This window comes from Burkholderia pyrrocinia, assembly GCF_022809715.1.
Taxonomy (GTDB): domain Bacteria; phylum Pseudomonadota; class Gammaproteobacteria; order Burkholderiales; family Burkholderiaceae; genus Burkholderia; species Burkholderia pyrrocinia_C.
Genome location: NZ_CP094461.1, coordinates 722,523 through 741,962, shown reverse-complemented (window position 1 = coordinate 741,962; position 19,440 = coordinate 722,523). Strand labels below are relative to the sequence as shown.

The 19,440-nt window shown below is 66.6% G+C and carries 21 protein-coding genes; 14 read left to right on the top strand and 7 right to left on the bottom strand.

The annotated features are described in order from the left end of the window. Nucleotides 1-128: 128 nt before the first annotated feature. The gene (locus MRS60_RS33420) at nucleotides 129-611 is read left to right on the top strand and encodes a hypothetical protein (protein ID WP_034184424.1); all 483 of its coding nucleotides are present in this window, start codon (nucleotides 129-131) and stop codon (nucleotides 609-611) included. Nucleotides 612-665: 54 nt separating this feature from the next. On the opposite strand, the gene MRS60_RS33415 is transcribed toward MRS60_RS33420, so the two are convergent. The 4 genes from MRS60_RS33415 to MRS60_RS33400 form a co-directional block, all read right to left on the bottom strand. Beyond that, nucleotides 666-1,220, bottom strand: coding sequence for a GNAT family N-acetyltransferase (locus MRS60_RS33415; protein WP_235212566.1), 555 nt, complete (start codon nucleotides 1,218-1,220; stop codon nucleotides 666-668). A gap of 90 nt (nucleotides 1,221-1,310) precedes the next feature. After that, nucleotides 1,311-1,532 (bottom strand): hypothetical protein, encoded by a 222-nt coding sequence (locus MRS60_RS33410; protein ID WP_034184422.1) that lies wholly within the window; start codon nucleotides 1,530-1,532, stop codon nucleotides 1,311-1,313. A 153-nt stretch (nucleotides 1,533-1,685) separates the two neighbouring features. Further along, nucleotides 1,686-1,949, bottom strand: coding sequence for an HPr family phosphocarrier protein (locus MRS60_RS33405; protein ID WP_034184421.1), 264 nt, complete (start codon nucleotides 1,947-1,949; stop codon nucleotides 1,686-1,688). Nucleotides 1,950-1,954: 5 nt separating this feature from the next. Next, complete coding sequence (locus MRS60_RS33400) at nucleotides 1,955-2,431, bottom strand: hypothetical protein (RefSeq protein WP_034184420.1); 477 nt, start codon at nucleotides 2,429-2,431, stop codon at nucleotides 1,955-1,957. A 162-nt stretch (nucleotides 2,432-2,593) separates the two neighbouring features. On the opposite strand from MRS60_RS33400, the gene MRS60_RS33395 reads away from it, so the two are divergent. After that, nucleotides 2,594-2,938, top strand: a complete 345-nt coding sequence (locus tag MRS60_RS33395; RefSeq protein ID WP_034184663.1) for a zinc ribbon domain-containing protein YjdM — start codon at nucleotides 2,594-2,596, stop codon at nucleotides 2,936-2,938. Nucleotides 2,939-3,035: 97 nt separating this feature from the next. Next, on the top strand, nucleotides 3,036-3,869 hold the full coding sequence (locus MRS60_RS33390; RefSeq protein ID WP_243566954.1) for a fused MFS/spermidine synthase: 834 nt from the start codon (nucleotides 3,036-3,038) through the stop codon (nucleotides 3,867-3,869). 7 nt (nucleotides 3,870-3,876) lie between these two features. Here the strand turns inward: MRS60_RS33390 and MRS60_RS33385 are convergent, their stop codons facing one another. Both MRS60_RS33385 and MRS60_RS33380 read right to left on the bottom strand, forming a co-directional pair. Further along, nucleotides 3,877-4,062 carry a ribbon-helix-helix protein, CopG family gene (locus MRS60_RS33385; protein WP_034184418.1) on the bottom strand — a complete coding sequence of 62 codons (186 nt, stop codon included), beginning with the start codon at nucleotides 4,060-4,062 and terminating at the stop codon, nucleotides 3,877-3,879. Between the two features lie 163 nt (nucleotides 4,063-4,225). Continuing rightward, nucleotides 4,226-4,993, bottom strand: coding sequence for a YoaK family protein (locus tag MRS60_RS33380; RefSeq protein WP_034184417.1), 768 nt, complete (start codon nucleotides 4,991-4,993; stop codon nucleotides 4,226-4,228). A gap of 240 nt (nucleotides 4,994-5,233) precedes the next feature. On the opposite strand from MRS60_RS33380, the gene hyfB reads away from it, so the two are divergent. The 8 genes from hyfB to MRS60_RS33340 all read left to right on the top strand — a co-directional run bounded on the left by hyfB (nucleotide 5,234) and on the right by MRS60_RS33340 (nucleotide 13,119). Continuing rightward, nucleotides 5,234-7,237, top strand: a complete 2,004-nt coding sequence (gene hyfB / locus MRS60_RS33375) for a hydrogenase 4 subunit B (RefSeq protein ID WP_034184416.1) — start codon at nucleotides 5,234-5,236, stop codon at nucleotides 7,235-7,237. After that, the gene (locus MRS60_RS33370) at nucleotides 7,231-8,181 is read left to right on the top strand and encodes a respiratory chain complex I subunit 1 family protein (protein WP_034184415.1); all 951 of its coding nucleotides are present in this window, start codon (nucleotides 7,231-7,233) and stop codon (nucleotides 8,179-8,181) included. The genes hyfB and MRS60_RS33370 overlap by 7 nt, the downstream gene beginning before the upstream one ends. Continuing rightward, nucleotides 8,182-8,841 carry a formate hydrogenlyase gene (locus MRS60_RS33365; RefSeq protein WP_243566953.1) on the top strand — a complete coding sequence of 220 codons (660 nt, stop codon included), beginning with the start codon at nucleotides 8,182-8,184 and terminating at the stop codon, nucleotides 8,839-8,841. After that, the gene (locus MRS60_RS33360) at nucleotides 8,834-10,297 is read left to right on the top strand and encodes a hydrogenase 4 subunit F (RefSeq protein WP_243566952.1); all 1,464 of its coding nucleotides are present in this window, start codon (nucleotides 8,834-8,836) and stop codon (nucleotides 10,295-10,297) included. The genes MRS60_RS33365 and MRS60_RS33360 overlap by 8 nt, the downstream gene beginning before the upstream one ends. Before the next feature lie 3 nt (nucleotides 10,298-10,300). Next, the gene (locus MRS60_RS33355; RefSeq protein WP_243566951.1) at nucleotides 10,301-11,863 is read left to right on the top strand and encodes an NADH-quinone oxidoreductase subunit C; all 1,563 of its coding nucleotides are present in this window, start codon (nucleotides 10,301-10,303) and stop codon (nucleotides 11,861-11,863) included. Continuing rightward, nucleotides 11,863-12,378 carry an NADH-quinone oxidoreductase subunit B family protein gene (locus MRS60_RS33350; protein ID WP_243566950.1) on the top strand — a complete coding sequence of 172 codons (516 nt, stop codon included), beginning with the start codon at nucleotides 11,863-11,865 and terminating at the stop codon, nucleotides 12,376-12,378. Before MRS60_RS33355 ends, MRS60_RS33350 begins: the two co-directional genes overlap by 1 nt. A gap of 181 nt (nucleotides 12,379-12,559) precedes the next feature. Further along, a complete protein-coding gene (locus MRS60_RS33345) occupies nucleotides 12,560-12,910 on the top strand; it encodes a hypothetical protein (protein WP_034184410.1) in 351 nt (116 codons plus the stop codon). Then, nucleotides 12,907-13,119, top strand: a complete 213-nt coding sequence (locus MRS60_RS33340; protein ID WP_006489184.1) for a twin transmembrane helix small protein — start codon at nucleotides 12,907-12,909, stop codon at nucleotides 13,117-13,119. The genes MRS60_RS33345 and MRS60_RS33340 overlap by 4 nt, the downstream gene beginning before the upstream one ends. 247 nt (nucleotides 13,120-13,366) lie before the next feature. Here the strand turns inward: MRS60_RS33340 and MRS60_RS33335 are convergent, their stop codons facing one another. Continuing rightward, the gene (locus tag MRS60_RS33335; RefSeq protein WP_243566949.1) at nucleotides 13,367-14,029 is read right to left on the bottom strand and encodes a response regulator; all 663 of its coding nucleotides are present in this window, start codon (nucleotides 14,027-14,029) and stop codon (nucleotides 13,367-13,369) included. On the opposite strand from MRS60_RS33335, the gene MRS60_RS33330 reads away from it, so the two are divergent. The 3 genes from MRS60_RS33330 (at nucleotide 14,000) to MRS60_RS33320 (ending at nucleotide 19,352) form a co-directional block, all read left to right on the top strand. Continuing rightward, nucleotides 14,000-15,940 carry an ATP-binding response regulator gene (locus MRS60_RS33330; RefSeq protein ID WP_243566948.1) on the top strand — a complete coding sequence of 647 codons (1,941 nt, stop codon included), beginning with the start codon at nucleotides 14,000-14,002 and terminating at the stop codon, nucleotides 15,938-15,940. The genes MRS60_RS33335 and MRS60_RS33330 overlap by 30 nt on opposite strands. A gap of 480 nt (nucleotides 15,941-16,420) precedes the next feature. Then, a complete protein-coding gene (locus MRS60_RS33325; protein WP_243566947.1) occupies nucleotides 16,421-17,302 on the top strand; it encodes a sterol desaturase family protein in 882 nt (293 codons plus the stop codon). A 130-nt stretch (nucleotides 17,303-17,432) separates the two neighbouring features. After that, a complete protein-coding gene (locus MRS60_RS33320; protein WP_131949574.1) occupies nucleotides 17,433-19,352 on the top strand; it encodes a serine hydrolase domain-containing protein in 1,920 nt (639 codons plus the stop codon). Nucleotides 19,353-19,440 lie beyond the last annotated feature (88 nt).

Genomic DNA, 19,440 nt, shown 5'->3' with positions numbered 1-19,440 from the left:
TCGAAGAAACCGGGTCCCGGGCCGTCGCGAGCGGTGTCGCCTCGCAGTGGAGGATGAACGAGACGAAGTCGGCGTGCGCGTGACCGCCGCCCCGGCGGCAACGCGGCGCCCCATCCGGAGACGAGCCGATGACCGAACGCCAGCCCCCCGACATCACGCCTCCGCACGCGGAGCCCAGTGCGCACGATGCGCTCGAACACCTGCTTGGCAGCCTGCACCGGCATGGTTTCCTGCATTTCGCGAACGAGGTCGTCAGCGCGAACGCGCGGCTGGCCGACACGTTCGTCGATGCGTTCGACAAGCCCGGCATGCAGAGCGGCATGCAGAATCTCGCGGCGCTGCTGATGGCGCTGTCGCGCATTCCGCCCGAACAGTTCGCCAAGGCCGTGTTCGCGGCGGCCGACGCGCTGCATCACGTGAGCGCGTGGCAGCCGGCGCAGCACGAGCACGTCGCGCCCGGCGTGCGCGGCGCGTACCGGCTGCTGCACGACGACGCGCTGTGGGATGCGTTGACGCCGCTGCTCGAAGGCCTGAAGGTGTTCGCGCAAGGGCTTGCGCGCGATCCGGAACAGGCCGTGACCGCGTTCGGCGAGAAGACAGCGGGCAAGTGACGGCGCCGCGTTGCATATCGGGTATCGGCCGCGCGCGAGTGCGCGGCCTTCCGCTTACCGGCTCGCGCGTGAAAACAGCAACGAATCGGTGTCGTTGAAGCGGATGCGCACCGGATCGCCATAACCGGCTTTCTCCGCGACGCGGATCGACGCGACGTTGGTCGGCGCGATCAAACACACGCTGCGTTCGAACCGCTGCTGCGCATCGAGCCATGCGAGCGCGGCCGCGAGCGCCTCGGTCGCATAGCCCTTGCCGTGCGCCCACGTCGCCAGCGCCCAGCCGGCTTCCGGCACGCCGCGAATCGACGGCTCGACGAGCCGGTGGAAATCGGCGAAGCCGAGATCGCCGACATAACGGCCCGACGCCTTCTCGCGAATCGCCCAGTAGCCGTAGCCGAGCAGCGGCCACAGCCCGCGATACGCGAGCAGGCGCATCCACGAATCGCGCGGCGCGGACGGCTCGCCGTTGAAGATGTGCGCGACGACGTCCGGCTCGGTCCACATCGCGGCGAGCGCGTCGAAGTCGCCGAGCGGATGGCCTTCGAGGACGAGGCGCGGCGTGTCGAGAACGGGCGGGGAGGCGACGGGCGGCGGGACATTCGACGTCATCGGGCATTCCATGGGCAGGAAGGGGGAGGCACGCGGACCGGCCGCGCGGAACGTGCCGGTACGATACCGCGGAATCCGCCCGCGCGGCCGCTACTTCAGGCTTTTCAGGAAGGACCGTCCTGCGGACGTGATCGAAATGCCGGAACGGCCGTGCGGCGGATGGCTGGCGAAACCTGCGCCGACGAGTTCCCGCGCGATCGACCAGCCGAGCGCCGGCGCATCCCGGCCGTAGCGAACGTCGGCGAGGCGTTCGAGTGCCCAGACGGCGGACGCCGACAGGTTGGGGGCGTTTGACGTGTCTTGGTCGCTCATGACTTCCTCCGGGAATGGGTATACGGTGTGGATCGCGGCAGCGTGGGTGCGGAATGCGGCGGCAGGCATTCCGTCATCGGGCGCGTGTCTCGCGGCGTGCGCGCATCGACAGCAGCGGGTCGACGCGCGACGGGGCGGAGGGCGGCACGCGGGTCAACCCTCCTGCAGCAACGGCAGCAGCGCCTGAAGCGCCGCCTCCTCATCGGGCCCGGCGGCCAGCACCTGGGCGGACGTGCCGCCGCGCAACTCCAGCGACGCGATCGCGTCGCCGTTTTTCGCGTTGCCGCGGCACCCGTTCACGATCAGCACGATGTCGCTTTCGAAGCGGCGTGCAACTGCGACGACGGCGTCCCTGGCCGCGCCTGCGCGGGTCCGGTTCCACGCGGCGCCGATTTGTAGGTAGACGACGGTTGCCACGTTTTCTACGAAAGCCTCTGGTTGAGTCGTCGGGGGCCGTGCGCGGCGCCGAGCCCGCAGTGCGCGAGAAACGCGCGAAACGCGGTTTCCCACGCGGCGTCGCGCAAGTCGATGTCGATGCCGGCGAGTCGTTCCATTTCCGGGCTGACGAACACGGCGCGCAGCGATCGAGGCGGCACGCCGCGCGCGAAGCAATGGTCGTCGGCGTCGAGCAGCAGGTGAGGATGGCGCCGGAACCGCACGCAGGCGACCGAGATCGGGTCCGTCACATGCCGGGCCGATTCCGCCGGATACACGAAAGCCAGGTGGATCTCGGCCGCCGCCAGCTGTGCGCCGACGTCGTGGAAGCGATGAATCAGCTGGAAGCCGCGTTCGACGCCGCGCCCGACGCCCACGACGACGAGCGGCCGGTTTTCCGTGAGTTCCCGAAGGGTAACGGGGCGCCGATCGGGCCGCAGCAGTGCACCATCCAGCTCGAACATGTCGACATCCTCAGCGAAACCGCCTGCAAGTCCGATGAACGGCGGAAAGCGAGGATTATAGTACAGCGCTGGAAAACATGTGTATTGTATTATAATGCCGTGTGCACCAGATGCTGCACGCCCCCGTTTTTTCGACTCGAACCTTACCCGATGGAAGCTGCAATGAACGCCGCCCCTGCCTGCCCGCAATGCGCGATGGAAAACACCTACCCGGACGGCACGCTCTACGTGTGCCCGGACTGCGGCCACGAATGGTCGGCGACGGCCGGCGCCGAAGCCGGCGATGAAGCGGCCGGCGACGTCGTCAGGGACGCGAACGGCAACGTGCTGTCGGACGGCGATTCGGTCGTGCTGATCAAGGACCTGCGCGTGAAGGGCTCGTCGATCACGCTGAAGATGGGCACCAAGGTCAAGAGCATCCGGATCGTCGGCGGCGATCACGAAGTCGACTGCAAGACGGACGCCGGCGGCTTCATGCTGAAGGCCTGCTTCCTGAAGAAGGTGTGATTGCGCGCGTGCGCCGCCGCGGCGGCGCTTCGTTCGCGCGGCCGGCCGCCCGTGCTTCGAGCGGCTTCGACTGTTTGACTACCCGGGCATAACCAGCATGGCAGAGGATCGAACCTCCTATGATGCGTTCGTCAGATTCCTGTCGACGCCGTTGCACGATGGCCGGCCGTTCGTGCTGGAGACGCGCGATGCGGTGTCGCTGCACTTCGATCATCTCGCCACGCAGAGCTTCATGTCGCTGAAGAATCCGGCCGCGCTCGCGCTCGGCTACACGCGCGTGATGATGGGCTTCCTGCTGCTGCAGCCCGCGCCCGTGCGCATCTGCATGCTCGGGCTCGGCGGCGGCTCGCTGGCGAAATACTGTCACCGGCATCTGCCCGATACGGCGATCGATGCGGTCGAGATCAATCCCGAGGTGATCGCGCTGCGCGACGTGTTCAGGATTCCTGCGGATGATGCGCGCTTCAGGGTAGTGTGTGCCGACGGCGCGGACTACATGATGGAGACGGACGTGCGCACGGACGTGATCCTGCACGACGCGTTCGTCGCCGAAGGCATGCCGGGCCGGTGCGCGAGCGCCGCCTTCTTCGCGGCGTGCCGCGAGCGGCTGAACGAGGCCGGCGTGCTCGCGATCAACTTCACCGACGACGATCCGGCGCTGCCGCTGTACCTCGAGCGGCTGCGCGACGTGTTCGGTACGTCGTATGCGCTGGTCCCGTGCGGTGACGACAACAACTTCATCGCGTTCGCATGGAAGGGCGGCGAACGATTGCCGTCGTTGCGCATCCTGCTCGAGCGCGCGCTTCAGTTCGCCGTTGCCGGCGAGCTGAAGCTGGCCTCCACGGCCCGGCGGCTGAAGGGCGGCGCGGGCATCGATCCGGCGCGGCTGGCCTGGCGCGAGCAAGCCGGGCGCTGGGAAATCGGGGCTTGACCCGCGGTTACTTCATGCGCTTGCCGAGCGGGCTCTTGGTCTTGTAGGTCACGCCGTGATGCTCGAGATACTCGCGGATCAACTGACGGACGACTTGCGACGGCGTGAGATCCTGCGCCGCGCAGAGCATCTCGAATGCTTCCTTCTTGGCGGGATCGATCAGGACGGTCAGGCGGGCGGTCTTCGTTTCCATTGCGCGGACAGGTCGGCGGATATGTTAATCAAATTATAATACATCTGCTTTCGGCATCACGGCCGAAACGGGTTGTCCGGCCGGTTGAATCCACCGTGCGGTCCGGCCATCCATCCGGACGGCCCGCCGGAATGTTCGCGCACGGGTCGGGTTTCGCGCCGGCTCAGGGCCGGCGATCGAGCCGGCAGAACCAGGTCAGCACGTCGTCGGCCACGGGCACGATCGCGAGCATGACGAGCATGCCGGCGAGCGGTACCGTCGACACGTAGCCGACATACTTGAAGCCGATCGCACCGGCCAGGCCGCCGACGAAGAACGACGCCAGCATCGTGGCGTGAATCCTCAGCTTCGCGCGGTTGGCGACGACCGCATGCATGTCCACGTCGACGGCCGAGCGGTTCCAGTAAAACAGCTTGCCCAGCTCGATGCCGAGGTCGGTCACGATGCCGGTCATGTGCGTCGTGCGGATCTCCGCGCCCGACAGCTTCGTGATCATCGCGTTTTGCAGCCCCATGATGAAGCACAGCAGGATCACGGTCACGGGCACGAAGAACGCCTCCCACAGCGCGAGGTGGCTGCCGAGCAGCCCGAACAGCAGGAGCAGCACGGCCTCGACCAGCAGCGGCAGCACGTACTGGCTCTGCAGGCCGCGGCGGCGCCCCCAGTTGACGAGCACCGCCGAGCAGCCGGCACCGACGAGAAACGACGCCAGCGAACTGATGCCGGCCAGCGCGAGCGGAATGTCGCCGAGCGCCGCCTGGTCGGCGATCGCCGACACGATGCCGCTCATGTGCGACGTGTATTGCCTGACCGCAAGGAAGCCGCCCGCGTTGGTCGCGCCGGCGACGAACGCGAGCGAAAAGCCGAGCTGGCGGTTCGCGGTTGCGCTGCGGTGTTTACCCGTCAGGCTTCGAAAGTACTGCGCTGGCATAAGGGTTTCGCTCAATCGCCGGGATCGCGGGCGCGGACGTGCCGGACGGCGCCCTGCGGGCCGAACGGGCGGCCCGCGAAGTCGCCGGCTTCCTCGAATCATGTGGCTTGTATGATAATGCCATTATCATATCCTGTTAGCCAGATTTGGCTTTCGATGCAATAATGCATGTGGAGCCGGCGCGCCTGCCGTCGCCGTTCCATGCCCCCGTTCAACCCGAGCGTACTGGAGACAATCCGGATGGCATCCGTGCCGGTCGTCCATTTCGTGCTGCTGGTCGTGGCCGCCTGGCTCGCGATCGGCGCGCTGGGGCTCGGGGCGCTGCATCGCACGCGGGTCGTTGCGCACGGATTGTTTCCGCTCGGTGCGCTGGGCGGGCTGCTGCTGGCGGCCGCGGGGCTCGCGGGCGTGTTTGCCGAGCCGTCCGTCGCGGTGCTGCCGATCGGGCTGCCCGACCTGCCGTTCCATCTGCGGCTCGACCGCCTGTCCGGCTATTTCCTGTTCGTGCTCGGCCTCGTCAGTGCCGGGATCGGCGCGTTTTCCGCCGGCTACTTCCGCAAGGGCGAGGGCGCCGCGCCCGGGCTCATCTGCTGCGAATATCACGTGTGCGTCGCGAGCATCGCGCTCGTGCTCGTTGCCGACGACGCGTACGCGTTCATGGTCGCGTGGGAAACGCTGACGCTGTCCGCGACCTTCCTCGTGATGTCCAATCACCGGATCGGCGAAATCCGCCGCGCGGGCTACCTGTATTTCCTGATTTCGCATGTCGGCGCGCTCGCGCTGCTGCTGTGCTTCGGCATCCTGCAGGCGCGCACCGGCGATTACACGTTCGCGAACATGCGCACCCAGTCGCTCGATGCAACCTGGGCGTCGCTCGCGTTCCTGTTCGCGCTCGTCGGCTTCGGCGCGAAGGCGGGCGTATTTCCGCTGCATGTGTGGCTGCCCGACGCGCATCCGGCCGCACCGTCCCCCGTGTCGGCGCTCCTGAGCGGGTTCGTGCTGAAGGTGGGGCTCTACGGGCTGCTGCGCACCGTGTTCGACCTGCTGCACGTGCAGATCGCGTGGTGGGGCGTGCTGCTGCTCGTGCTCGGCGGCGGCACCGCGCTGCTCGGCGTGGTCTTCAGCACGATCCAGGTCGACATGAAGCGCCTGCTCGCCTATTCGTCGATCGACAACATCGGCCTGATGTTCGTGTCGCTCGGGCTCGCGGTGCTGTTTCGCGCGTTCGGCATGACGACCCTGGCGGCGCTCGCGCTGACCGCGATGCTCTATCAGGTCGTCGCGCATGCGGCATACAAGAGCCTGCTGTTCCTGGGGACCGGCGCCGTGCTGCACGCCACCGGAGAACGCAATCTCGGCAAGCTCGGCGGGTTGATCCGTTTCATGCCGTGGACGGCCTGGGCCGTGCTCGTGGGCGTCGCGGCGAGCGCGGGCCTGCCGCCGCTGAGCGGTTTCGTCGCGGAGTGGCTGTTGCTGCAGGCGTTCCTGTTCACGCCCGGCCTGCCGGATTCGGTGCTGGCGATGACGGTGCCGATCGCGGCCGCGCTGGTCGCGATGTCGGCCGCGCTCGCCGGCTACACGATGGTCAAGTTCTTCGGCATCGTGTTTCTCGGGCAGCCGAGGGAAGCCAAGCTGAGCCGCGCCCGCGACGCGAATGCGTGGGAGCGGCTCGCGTTCTGCTGGTTCGCGGCGGTCAGCGTGCTGCTCGGGCTGATGCCCGCGCAGTTCGTCAAGCTGCTGGATCCGGTCACGCGCGGGCTCGTCGGCGCCGGTGTCGGCGCGGACAATCACGGCTGGCTGCTGTTCGTGCCGGTGTCGACCGCGCGCGCGAGCTACATGCCGGCCGTGTTCATGCTGTTTTTCGTCGCGTGCTGCGGGCTCGCATGGCTGCTGGTGCGGCGCTTCTACCACGGCCGGCTGCGCCGCGCCGCGCCGTGGGGTTGCGGCTTCCCGTTTCCGACCACGCGGATGCAGGACACGGCCGAGGGGTTCGGGCAGCCGATCCGCGAGATCTTCGCGCCGCTGCTGCGCATCGAGCGGCAGGTGCCGTCGCCGTTCGACGCACAGCCCGCGTACCGGGTGTCGGTCGCCGATCGCACCTGGCTGCTCTACGAGCGCATCGCCGCGATCACGCTGCGCGCGGCCGAATGGGCGGGCCGGCTGCAGACGGGCAGGATCGCCGTCTACCTGACCTACAGCTTCGCGGTGCTGATCCTGCTCCTGATGCTGGTGAGAAGATGGTGACCGTCTCCGGCGTGGTATCGCAGATTCTCGAGATCGTGGTGGCGCTCGCCGCCGCGCCGCTGCTGTCCGGCTGGATCAACCAGTGCCGCGCGTGGCTGCAGAACCGGCGCGCGCCGTCGGTCTGGCAGCCGTACCGGATGCTCCACAAGCTGTTCAACAAGGAATCGGTCGTCGCGCACGGCGCGAGCGCGGTGTTCCGCGGCGCGCCCTACGTCGTCTGGGCAGCGATGACGCTCGCGTGCGCGATCGTGCCGACGCTGTCGACGGAGCTGCCGCTGTCGCCCGCCGCGGACGCGATCGCGCTCGTCGGCCTGTTCGCGCTCGCGCGCGTCGCGCTGTCGCTCGCCGCAATGGACATCGGCACGGCATTCGGCACGCTCGGCGCGCGGCGCGAGATGCTGATCGGCTTTCTCGCGGAGCCGGCGCTGCTGATGGTCCTGCTGTCCGCGTCGCTGATCACGCAGTCGACGCTGCTGACGAGTATCGTCGGCACGCTCGGGCGCGGCGAGCTCACGCTCTATCCGAGCCTGGCGTTTGCCGGCATCGCGTTCACGCTGGTGTCGCTCGCCGAAAACGCACGGCTGCCCGTCGACAATCCGGCCACCCACCTCGAACTGACGATGATCCACGAGGCGCTGATGCTCGAATACTCGGGGCGGCATCTCGCGCTGATGGAATGGGCGGCGAGTCTCAAGCTGTTCGCCTATTCGTGCATCGGCCTCGCGCTGTTCGTCCCGTGGGGCATCGCCGAGGCCGGTAACCCGCTCGCGCTGCTGCTGGCGGTGCCGGTGCTGTTCGTCAAGCTGATGGCGGGCGGCGCGGCGCTCGCCGCGGTCGAGACCGTCAATGCGAAGATGCGGCTGTTCAGGGTGCCCGAGTTTCTCGCCACCGCGTTCCTGCTCGCGGTGATCGGCATGCTCGTGCACATCCTGCTGGGGGCGTGAATGCACGGCTACGCGACGCAACTGATCAACTTCCTGGCAGCGCTGCTGCTGATCCTGTCGTTCGCGATGCTGAGCCAGCGACGCACGCTGTCGCTGATCCATCTCTATACGCTGCAGGGCGTCGCGCTCGTGTCGGCCAACCTGATTCTCGGCGTCCTGACGGGCGATGCGAACCTGTTCGTGTCCGCCGGGTTGACGCTGGTGCTGAAGGTCGGCGTGATCCCGTGGCTCCTGTATCGGCTGGTGCGCCGGCTCGACGTGTGCGCCGACGTCGAGCCGCTGATCAACATCCCGACCACGCAACTGATCGGCATCGTGCTCGTGATCGTCGCGTTCAACGTCGCATCGCCGATCAGCCAGCTCGCGACCTCGGTCGCGCGCGGCGCGCTCGGCATCGCGCTCGCCTGCGTGCTGCTGTCGTTCATGGCGATGATCACGCGCGCCAAGGCGATTCCGCAGGTGATCGGCTTCCTGTCGATGGAGAACGGGCTGTTTTTCGCGGCGACGGCCGCGACCAACGGGATGCCGATGATCGTCGAACTCGGCATCGGGCTCGACGTGCTGGTCGGCATCCTGATCCTGGGCGTGTTCATGTTCCAGATCCGCGAGCAGTTCGACAGCCTGGACATCCATCACCTCGAGACGCTCAAAGATGAATGAGGCCCATGTCGTGCTCGCCGTGCTCGGCCTGCCGCTCGCGGCCGCCGCGACGCTCGTGTGCGTGCGGTCCAGCCGCGTCGCGCGCAACCTGAACGCCGGCTTCAGTTTCGCGACGTTCGCGGCGACGCTCGTGCTCGCCGCGCACACCGTCGAAAACGGCCCGTCGAGCGTGTTCGACGGCGCGTTCTTCGTCGATCCGCTCAACGTCTACCTGGTCGCGCTGACCGCGTTCGTCGGCTGGACGACGTCGTTGTTCTCGCGTCCGTACATGCAGGTCGAGGAGGATCGCGGCCGGATGACGGCCGCGCGGATGCGGCTCTATCACACGATGTATCAGCTCTTCATGTTCGCGATGCTGCTCGCGCTGCTGACCAACAACCTCGGCGTGCTGTGGGTCGCGATGGAGGCGGCGACGCTGGCGACCGTGCTGCTCGTCAGCGTCTACCGGACGGCCGCGAGCCTCGAGGCCGCGTGGAAGTATTTCATCCTGTGCGGCGTCGGCATCGCGCAGGCGCTGTTCGGCACGATCCTGCTGTACCTCGCCGCAAGCCGGCAACTGGCCGGCGGGGATGCGCTGCTGTGGACGAGCCTCGTCGCGGTCAAGGCGCACCTCGACCCGACCATCGTGTCGATCGCGTTCGTGTTCCTGCTGGTCGGCTACGGCACGAAGGTCGGCCTCGTGCCGATGCACAGCTGGCTGCCGGACGCACATGCCGAAGGTCCGACGCCGATTTCGGCGGTGCTGTCCGGCCTGCTGCTGAACGTCGCGCTGTATGCGGTACTGCGCTGCAAGGTGCTGGCCGACGGCGCGCTCGGCAACGGGCTGCCGGGGCGGCTGCTGGTCGGGTTCGGGCTCGTGTCGGTGCTGGTCGCGTCGTTCTCGCTGTTCCGGCAGAAGGACGTGAAGCGGCTGTTCTCGTATTCGTCGATCGAGCACATGGGGCTGGTGACGTTCGCCTTCGGCCTCGGCGGCCCGGTCGCGACCTTCGCCGGATTGCTGCACATGACGGTGCACTCGCTCGTCAAGTCGGCGATCTTCTTCGCGGTCGGCCATGCGGCGCAGAAGGCCGGCACGCAGGCGATCGACGGCATTCGCGGGCTGCTGCAGGTCAGTCCGACCGTCGGCTGGGGGATGATGCTCGGCACGCTCGCGATTCTCGGCCTGCCGCCGTTCGGTGTGTTCGCGAGCGAATTCCTGATCCTGACGACCGCGATGAACACGCTGCCGTGGACCGCGCCGCTGCTGCTGCTCGGGCTCGCCGTCGCCTTCGCGGCGATCTTCGCGCGCGTGCAGCGGATGGTGTTCGGCGGCACGACGACGGCGAAACCGCTCGGACACCGGCCGGCGCTGTTGCCGGTGTTCGTCCATCTGGCGCTCGGCCTGATGCTCGGCCTGTACGTGCCGCCTTATCTGGCGACCTGGTATCGCCAGGCCGCGACGATGCTGGCGGGGTGACGCATGCGACTCGAATCGATACCCAGGGAGGCCGCGGTCCCGCTCGAATGCCGGGCGGGCCAGGTTCGCGCGGCGCTGATGGAAGTCGACCCGGCGGGGTGGCTCGAGACGGCGCGCGTCGCGCGATCGGAGCGGAGCCGGCTCGTCGCGATGTGGGGCGGCGACGCGCGCGACGCGGGTTTCGCGGTGAACGCCGCGTACGAATGCGACGACGGCATCCTGTGGGTGCGTCTCGCGACCGGGCGGCAGCCCGACGCCGGCGGGGATTTTCCCGATCTGGCGCCGCTGTTTCCGTCCGCCGCCCGGATGCAGCGTGCGATCTTCGACCTGACCGGCCTGAGCGCGCGCGGCGCGCAGGACACGCGGCCGTGGCTCAATCACGGCAACTGGCCCGACGACTATTTCCCGCTGCAACGATCGGCGACCGGCGTCGAAACGTTCGAATCGAACGAGGCGAACTACCGGTTCGTGCCGGTGGCCGGCGACGGCGTGCACGAGATCGCGGTCGGGCCCATCCACGCCGGCGTCATCGAGCCGGGACATTTCCGGTTCTCGGTCGTCGGCGAGAAGGTGCTGCGCCTCGAAGAGCGTCTCGGCTACGTGCATCGCGGCGTCGAGCGACTGTTCGAGCGGACGGCCGCATCGAACGGCCATCGGGTCGCGGGCCGGATCGCCGGCGATTCGACCGTCGCGTTCTCGTGGGCCTATTGCATGGCGCTCGAGCATGCATGCCGCACCGCAGTGCCGAAGCGCGCGCTGTATCTGCGCGCGCTCCTGCTCGAACGCGAACGCGTGGCGAACCACCTGGGCGATCTCGGCGCGCTCGGCAACGACGCCGGGTTCGGGTTCGGTCTCGCGCAGTTTTCACGGCTCAAGGAGGACTGGGTCCGGATGAACGATCGCGCGTTCGGGCATCGATACCTGATGGACCGGATCGTGCCCGGCGGTGTGGCGGTCGACGTCGGGCCCGACAGCGTCGCGAGCCTGTCGGACGCGTGCGAACGCATCGAACATGAAGTGCGTGTCATGCGGAAAATCTACGACGACCAGTCGGGGCTGCAGGACCGGTTCGTGGGCACCGGCCGATTGACCGCCGAGGTCGTCGCGCACTTCGGCGTGCGCGGCCTGGCCGCCCGCGCCAGCGCTCATGCGTTCGACGTGCGCGCGGCGATGCGGTCCGTGCCGTACGACGAGGTCGCCGTCAACGCGGCGAGCGATCCGCGCGGCGATGTTGCCGCGCGCGTGGCCGTGCGGTTCGCCGAGATCGACGAATCGATGCGCGTGATGCGCGTGCTGCTGGAGAATCTGCCGGCGGGCCCGGTCGCCGTCGACGTGGCGCCCGCCGCGGCGCCTGCCCGCGGGATCGGCTGGGTCGAGGGATGGCGCGGCGATATATTCGTCGCGCTCGAGACGGAAGCGGGCGACGCGATCGCGCGGTGCCATTGCCATGACCCGTCGTGGCAGAACTGGCCGGCGCTCGAACATGCGATCATCGGCAATATCGTTGCCGATTTTCCGTTGATCAACAAATCGTTCAACCTGAATTACGCGGGGCACGACCTCTGATGTGGCAGCTTATCCGGCAATTCGCGCGCACCGATTTTCCCGACGAGCCCGTGCCGGCCGCGGAGGACGCGTGGCGTCGCGAGGAGCGGCGCATCCGGCAGGACATTCTCGATCTGCTCGGGCGGGCGCTCTGCATCCGGCAGATCGACGCGGGATCCTGCAACGGCTGCGAGCTGGAGATCCATGCGCTGAACAACGCGTACTACAACATCGAGGGGCTCGGCATCAAGTTCGTCGCGAGTCCCCGCCACGCGGACCTGCTGCTCGTGACCGGGCCCGTGACGCTGAACATGCGGGCGGCCGTGCTCGCCGCATACGACGCGACGCCGGCGCCGAAGCTCGTCGTCGCGGCCGGCGAGTGCGCGTGCACGGGCGGCATCTTTGCCGACAGCTATGCGGTGTGCGGCCCGGTTGCGTCGATCCTGCCGGTCGACGTGACGATTCCCGGCTGCCCGCCGCCGCCTCGCGATTTGCTGCGCGGGATCCTGGCGGCCTGCCGGGCGCGCGGCGCTTGACGAGGCGGGGACGTGGCGATTTTCAGCGCGTTCGTTCGGGGATCCTGCGATCATCGTGCCGCGACAGGGTGTGCGGCGCGACGGGCGCGGGGAACGCGGCAGAATCCTGTTTTCATCCCCGCTTTTATCGGCTGGCGAGCCGGATATCCGGCTCGTTCGCCATGACTTCGACTCCTGCTTCATGACACCTGTCAAATTCATTCTTCGCTACACGGCGATCCCTTTCACGGCCATCGTGGCCGTGGTGATCTGGACCGTCATACCATCGTCGAAAGAGATCGATGCGAGACAATATGCGGCGCTGTCGCGTTCGTATGCAAGTTTCCCGCTGCCGTTCCGGCACGAGATCTCGGAAGCGATGGACCACGGCCGGATCAACGACCGGCACTACCAGGCACTCGTGCGCGATTCGCTGGGCAACGGCGTCGCGCTGGACTGGCCGGCATCAGGCGTCGGCGACATCGCGGACGAACGACAAAAACTGGCCGAACTGATTCAGGCCGATTCGGATCTTCAAAGGCAACACCCATGAAAACCCTGCTGGTCTCCGTGGCATTCGCGATGATCATCGCGAGCCTGATTTTCGCGCTGTATTTCATGAATCACGATCGCGGCAAGTCCAAGCGGATGGCGTGGTCGCTCGCGGCACGCGTCGGGCTGTCGGTCACGCTGTTTCTGTCGCTGCTGATCGCGTACAAGCTCGGCTGGATCGAACCGACCGGATTGCCGATCGGGCGTTGAGCGGGGCACGCCCCGCAGCATGCGGGGCGTTTTCGTGAATGCAAGTTTGATTCGGTAATCGAGGTGTTGTGATAAGAATACTTATCCCGATGGTACTGGTCGGATGCCGATGAACGTGCGGCGAGTCGGGTAGATCCCCCCGTTTATCGGACGATCGCGTGCCGTCTGATCGCGCTTGAGGGCACGGGGGCTTGCATGGCGGTATTCGTGGTCGGCGCGAAGCGTGTCGCCTTCGGCCGACGGACCTTCAGCGCAGCAATTCCTCGGCGCGAAGGTTGCCGGGAAGCGGTAATTCGGCGAGGCCGTCGCGTATCGCATACGCGGTCACTTCGGCCACGTTATGCAACGACAGTTTCGTCATCAGATTCTGACGATGCTTGCGTACCGTCAACACGCTCAGGTTCAGCCGGGTGGCAATCTCTTTGCTGGAGTGTCCGTTGGCGATCAGCACGAGGATTTCCTTCTCCCGCGCGGTGACCGGTGGTGGTGCGGCACCGCCGCCGGCGTTCTCCAGCACATGGGCGAGCGCGTCGCTGATATAGCGGATACCCGACAGCACCAGGGAAATGGCATGCAGCAGTTCGTCGCCGTCTTCGTGCTTGAGCATGTACCCGTCGACGCCGATCGCCACAGCCGCGCGCACCGTGACGGGGTTCTGATTGCCCGTGACCACCAGGATCCGGGTCTGCGGCGATTGCGTCTTGATTTGCTTCGCCAGTTCGATGCCGGGGTAGCCCGGTAGATCCAGATCCAGCAGCAGTAAATCCGCCTGCGTGTCGCGCACCATTCGAGCGGCGATCTGTCCGTCTCCGGTTTCCCCCACGACCTGCCAGTTGGCGCGCGTTTGCAGCAACAACTTCAACCCGTCGCGAATAATGGCGTGGTCTTCGGCAAGCACGATGCTTTTCATTTTTCTTTCGCCTTCTCCCGGATCACCCGGAAGTGCATTCCTTTGCGACAATACGACGCGATCCCCGTTGCCGGTGCGTCACGCGGCGGACCCGATCGACACCAGGCCAGTTTAACGCCGGATTTGCTACGCGACTTTGAAATGGCAAAAAGCATAGCGCAAGAATATCGTGCCAACGTGCGGCTGGAACTGGTCAATACGCTGTACCGCCAGTCGCCGCCCATCCTGTTCGGCAACATCGCCGTGGTCAGCCTGACGACCTTCCTGCTGTGGAACGAGGTGTCGCGACGCACGCTGCTCGGATGGGCCGCGGCGATCTGCGTGCTGACCGCGATCCGCGCCGTGATGGTCTGGCGCGATCGCCGCGCGGGCGAGCATCCCGTCGAGACGGCCAGCGGCCGCGCGCGGCGATACGTGTTGTTCGCGGGATTGTCCGGCTGCCTGTGGGGCGCCATGGGCGTCCTGTTTTTCTCGCCGCACAACACGATCGTGACAGCCTTGATCTGCATCGTGCTGGCCGGCATGACCGGCGGCTCGGTGGCGTCGCTTTCATCGTGGTGGCCGACCTATGTCGCTTACGCATTGCCGACCGTGCTGCCGTTCGCGATTCGGTCGTTCGAGTATGGCAATGCGCTGTTTTCGGTGCTCGGATTGCTGTCGCTGTTCCTGCTCGCGGTCAATCTCGCGTTCAGCCGCACGCTGCAGCGTACCGTGCGGGACGCGGTATCGCTGCGCTTCGAGAACGTCGACCTGATCCGGCAGCTGACTGCGGAGAAGGAGCGCGCCGAACTCGCGAATCGAAGCAAGTCGCAATTCCTGGCTGCCGCCAGCCACGACCTGCGTCAGCCGACGCATGCGCTGGGCCTCTACATCGCGACGCTGCGTGCAATGGCCCGGGCGCCGACCGTCGACGGAACCGCGCTCGACGATATTGCCGAACGGCTTCGGGCCGCGTTGAAAGGCATGTCGCAATTGCTGAACGTGTTGCTGGACATTTCCCGGCTCGATGCGGGCGTGATCGATGCCGAGCCGCGCCGCTTTCCGCTGCAGCAGGAACTCGATGCACTGGACAATCAGTTTCGTCAGGCCGCGTTGGCGAAAGGATTGACGCTCAGGATCCGGCCGACGTCGATCTGGCTGGAAACCGATGCGGTGCTGCTGCATACCATCCTGTCGAACGTGTTGTCGAACGCGGTGCGCTATACGCGCAGCGGCGGCATTCTGGTGGGCTGCCGCCCGCGCGGCACGGACGTCGAAATCCAGGTCTTCGATACCGGCATCGGCATCGAAGCCGATCAGCTGCCGAACATTTTTCGGGAGTTTTACCAGATCGGCAATGCGGCGCGCGACCGGGAACAGGGGCTGGGCCTCGGGCTGGCCATCGTGCAGCGCACGGCCGTGCTGATCGGGGCCGGCGTCCAGGTGCGCTCGGCAGCGGGCCGCGGCTCGCTGTTCTCCGTGCGGCTTGCCGCGATCCGGCAAGCGCAGTTGCGCGAGGCCGCGATGGATCTGCGGAGCAGGGGCCCGGAATCCGCACGCGGGCGAACGCGGAAAACCTTTCTTGTCGTCGACGACGATCGCGACGTGCTGGCCGGCATGCAAACCCTGCTTCAAACCTGGGGCCACACCGTGGTCGCCGCGCAATCGCTGGAGCGCGCAATCGAGCTGGCCGCGTCCCGTCGTGCCGAGCTGGACATGATCGTGACCGATTTCAGGCTGGCCGGGCACGTGACCGGCGCGGATGTCGTCCACGCGGTGTTTCGGGTCATCGAACGCGAGATCCCGGCAATCATCATTACCGGCGATACGTCGCCCGAGGGCATCCATGCCGCTTCGGCGAGCGGCTTCAGCGTGATGCACAAGCCGCTCGATCCGCAGGAAATGCAGGCGCTGATCGACGGATCGGCCTGACGGCCTCGTTCCCGCCCGTGCCGGTGCACGGGCGTGAGGCATTCGACGCGTCGGCCGGTGCGGCGAATACTGCATATGCGGTATTTACCCAAGCGAATCGCGTGCAGTACCTTCGCACCTGCTGGCAATCGTAAAAAAACAGCAGCGCGGGGTATCGAAGAAAGCCTGGATAGCCGGGGAGACCAACCTGTCGTTCGGGCCGGCGGGCAGTTGGCCGGCCCGATCGCGACGGCGGCCGGGCCGCACGTCCGATCGGATCGGCACGTCGCCGGCACGGCCCGATGTGGCGGAAGAGCCGGTCGGACCGGCCGCGGCCGATTTGTCCGGGCGCAGTACTTTCTGAAAGCATCGCGACAGGGGGCCGTGCCTGCACCCTGAATCGCGTTCACCTTGCGCATGAGCCGACCGGCGGATCGCGGTCGAATTCTTGAACGGCAATGGCCTTGGTGCCATCGCCCACCGGCCTGGAGCGCAACGGTCATGCAAAACCTGCCCGATATCATGGTGGCCGCGTTGCCGGCTTTCGCGGTGCTGATCGCGGTCGAGGTCGTGCTCGCCGCGATGCTCGGGAGGCGGCTGTACCGGACCCGCGATACGCTGGCGAATCTCGCGCTTGCAGCAGGCGCGTTCGTCGCCAGCGTCCTGACCGGCGGGCTGGTGCTGACGGTGCTGAGCTGGGTGTACGCGCACCGGCTTTTCACGATCCCGATGAACGTCTGGTGGGCGTGGGTGCTGTGTTTCTTCGCGGACGATTTCAGCTATTACTGGTTCCATCGCCTGAGTCACGAGGTGCGCTGGTTCTGGGCCTCGCATTCGGTGCACCATTCGTCGGAGCAATACAACCTGTCGGTGTCGCTGCGCCAGACCTGGACGGGCACGATCAGCGGATCGTTCCTGTTCTGGGCGTGGATGCCGTTGCTCGGGTTCCATCCGAAGATGATCCTGTTCATGCAGTCGGTGAGCCTGATTTACCAGTTCTGGATTCACACGGAAGCGATCGACAAGATGCCGCGCTGGTTCGAGGCGCTGCTGAACACGCCGTCGCAGCATCGCGTCCATCACGGCAGCGATTTCGACTATCTGGATACGAACTACGCCGGCACCACGATGATCTGGGACCGGCTGTTCGGGTCGTACACGCCGGAGCGATTCACGCCGCACTACGGTTTGACGTCGAGCATCGGCACCGACAATCCGTTCAGGATCGCGTTCTACGAGTGGGGCAACATCGCGCGCGATCTCGCGAAGGCCGGGGACCTGCGCACTGCGATCAATTACCTGATCCGGCCGCCGGGCTGGAGCCCTGACGGCAGTTTCCTGACGACGCGTGACGCGCGGCGCGCGACACAGCAGGTTTCTTGAGCAACGGATACGCCGACCCACCGCGCTGCGATGCCGGGCGCCATGTCGTGTCCGCGCGGGGGCCGGGAGTGACCGGGAATCGAGGTCCGGGATACCGAATGACATCGGAGTGAGAACAATGAAAACACCTATGCCGAATACACGCGATTCGCATGATCCGCATTCAGGCGCCGTCCCGGCCAGCACCGGTCGCCGGCAGTTTCTCGAGTATGCCGGCGCGGGATTGCTGTCCGCGGTGCTGCCAGGTTGCGGCGGGTCGGACAGCATTCAGAAGCAGCCGACGTATGGCGCAACCATTGCCGTGGGGCGGCAAACCATTCAGGCCGCGCTCGACGCCGACCGGCAGAACGTCGCGAGCATCTCGGTTGCCTTGCTGAAGGACAACCAGGTGGTGTGGGCCGAGGCTTTCGGCAATGCCGTGGTCAGCCCGGCCGCCGCCGCCACGCCGACGACGCGCTACAACATCGGCTCGGTCACCAAGGTCATCGCGGCGCTGGCCGGCGTGATCCTGCAGGATCGCGGGCTGATCGACCTGGACGCGCCGATCGTGCGCTACGTGCCGTCGTTCTCGATGTTGTCGCCGCAGTACGCGCAGATCACGTCGCGTCATCTGCTGTCGCATTCGTCGGGCCTGCCCGGCCAGAATGTGAACGACATGTTTTCGTATGTGCCGATCCCCGGCTACGCGGCGGCGGCGCAGAAGGTGCTCGCCAACGAGCACCTGAATCACCTGCCGGGCCAGTTCGCGGTGTACTGCAACGACGGCTTCACGATATTCGAACTGGTGGTCGCGGCCGTCACCGGGCAAAGCTTCACGGATTTCGTTCAGCGCAATATCCTCTCGCCGCTGAACATGACGAATTCCGGCTTTCTGACCAGCGTGCCGACCCGCGGCGAATTCGCGCTCGGGTACGCGAACGGAACCCAGTACGGGCAGGAAATCACGAACGCGTATGCAACGGGCGGCCTGGCGACGACGCCGCTCGACATGATGAACCTCGCGCAGATGTTCATCGGCAACGGCCTGTTCCAGGGGCAGCGGATCGCGTCGGCGGCGGGGATTGCCGACATGCTGACGGACCAGACCGACCGGTGGCAGATCAAGTCGACCCGGCTCGGCTATGCGTACGCGTTCGGTCTCGGCTGGGACGACGTCGACGATCCGGTGCTGCGCGCCGCCGGTGCCGCGGCGGCGTACAAGAGCGGCGGCACGCAGTTCTTTTCCAGCCATTTCTACGTGCTGCCGGCCGCGCGGATGGCGCTGATGATCACGGGCAGCATGGGCTACGACGCGGGCAGCATCGCGCCTGCGATCCTGCTGCAGGCGTTGCAGGAAGACGGCAGCATCGCCGCCGCGCCCGCACGCGTGAATACGAGTGCGCCGTCGGCGGCGCCGTCGCCGGACGTTTCCGCGGTCAATGGCGTTTACGGTAACGAATCGACGCCGGTGCAAGTCGCCGTGAACGCGGACGGCAGTCTGGCGTTGACGAAATGGAGCGGCACCGGGTGGGCGCAGCTCGGCCCCGACGCCACACCCTACCGGTATCGCAGCGACGGCTGGTGGTGGAGCGACGGCGATACCACGTCGTACCGGTTCGATATCCTGCCGGGCACGGACGACGCGGGCAATGCGGTGAGCAACCGGTACCTGACCAAGCGTGTCATCGACCACTCGGGTTATGTGTTTCGCGTCGCGCCGTATGCGCAGCAACTGCAGGCACTGGCGGCGCTCGACCCCGCGTGGCAGGCGCGCGTGAATTCGTCATGGAACGTGATCAACGAGTCGGCGCAGTCGGTGTCCCCGCCCGGCAAGCTGCGCGTGTCGCTCGGCAGCCTGGACGCGTTGCGGGGCTATGTGGTGTTCGGTTACAGCGCCGACGGCGGGGCCCACACGAGCTACCAGCTATTGAAGCCGCTGGCCGACGATCGCTGCGGCATGTCCGTCACGGTGCCGGTCATGCTTGGCCGCGACCTGTTCGAAATCAGCCTGACGAACGTGAACGACGTCGAGACGATGGCCGCTTCCGGATGGCTGTGCCAGCGGGCTTGAGAACCAAGGTGAAGGGTTCGATGATCGACGTTCGTCCCGATCGGAATCATGGCGTCGGCGATACCTGGCCGGCGAACGGCGTTTGTGC

Coding starts and splice junctions, on each gene's coding strand:
- MRS60_RS33340 (WP_006489184.1), top strand. CDS start 12,907: ATGAAAACCCTGCTGGTCTCCGTGGCATTCGCGATGATCATCGCGAGC.
- MRS60_RS33365 (WP_243566953.1), top strand. CDS start 8,182: ATGCACGGCTACGCGACGCAACTGATCAACTTCCTGGCAGCGCTGCTG.
- hyfB (WP_034184416.1), top strand. CDS start 5,234: ATGGCATCCGTGCCGGTCGTCCATTTCGTGCTGCTGGTCGTGGCCGCC.
- MRS60_RS33385 (WP_034184418.1), bottom strand. CDS start 4,062: ATGGAAACGAAGACCGCCCGCCTGACCGTCCTGATCGATCCCGCCAAG.
- MRS60_RS33360 (WP_243566952.1), top strand. CDS start 8,834: ATGAATGAGGCCCATGTCGTGCTCGCCGTGCTCGGCCTGCCGCTCGCG.
- MRS60_RS33320 (WP_131949574.1), top strand. CDS start 17,433: ATGCCGAATACACGCGATTCGCATGATCCGCATTCAGGCGCCGTCCCG.
- MRS60_RS33350 (WP_243566950.1), top strand. CDS start 11,863: ATGTGGCAGCTTATCCGGCAATTCGCGCGCACCGATTTTCCCGACGAG.
- MRS60_RS33400 (WP_034184420.1), bottom strand. CDS start 2,431: ATGTTCGAGCTGGATGGTGCACTGCTGCGGCCCGATCGGCGCCCCGTT.
- MRS60_RS33415 (WP_235212566.1), bottom strand. CDS start 1,220: ATGACGTCGAATGTCCCGCCGCCCGTCGCCTCCCCGCCCGTTCTCGAC.
- MRS60_RS33420 (WP_034184424.1), top strand. CDS start 129: ATGACCGAACGCCAGCCCCCCGACATCACGCCTCCGCACGCGGAGCCC.
- MRS60_RS33355 (WP_243566951.1), top strand. CDS start 10,301: ATGCGACTCGAATCGATACCCAGGGAGGCCGCGGTCCCGCTCGAATGC.
- MRS60_RS33390 (WP_243566954.1), top strand. CDS start 3,036: ATGGCAGAGGATCGAACCTCCTATGATGCGTTCGTCAGATTCCTGTCG.
- MRS60_RS33380 (WP_034184417.1), bottom strand. CDS start 4,993: ATGCCAGCGCAGTACTTTCGAAGCCTGACGGGTAAACACCGCAGCGCA.
- MRS60_RS33370 (WP_034184415.1), top strand. CDS start 7,231: ATGGTGACCGTCTCCGGCGTGGTATCGCAGATTCTCGAGATCGTGGTG.
- MRS60_RS33395 (WP_034184663.1), top strand. CDS start 2,594: ATGAACGCCGCCCCTGCCTGCCCGCAATGCGCGATGGAAAACACCTAC.
- MRS60_RS33410 (WP_034184422.1), bottom strand. CDS start 1,532: ATGAGCGACCAAGACACGTCAAACGCCCCCAACCTGTCGGCGTCCGCC.
- MRS60_RS33325 (WP_243566947.1), top strand. CDS start 16,421: ATGCAAAACCTGCCCGATATCATGGTGGCCGCGTTGCCGGCTTTCGCG.
- MRS60_RS33335 (WP_243566949.1), bottom strand. CDS start 14,029: ATGAAAAGCATCGTGCTTGCCGAAGACCACGCCATTATTCGCGACGGG.
- MRS60_RS33345 (WP_034184410.1), top strand. CDS start 12,560: ATGACACCTGTCAAATTCATTCTTCGCTACACGGCGATCCCTTTCACG.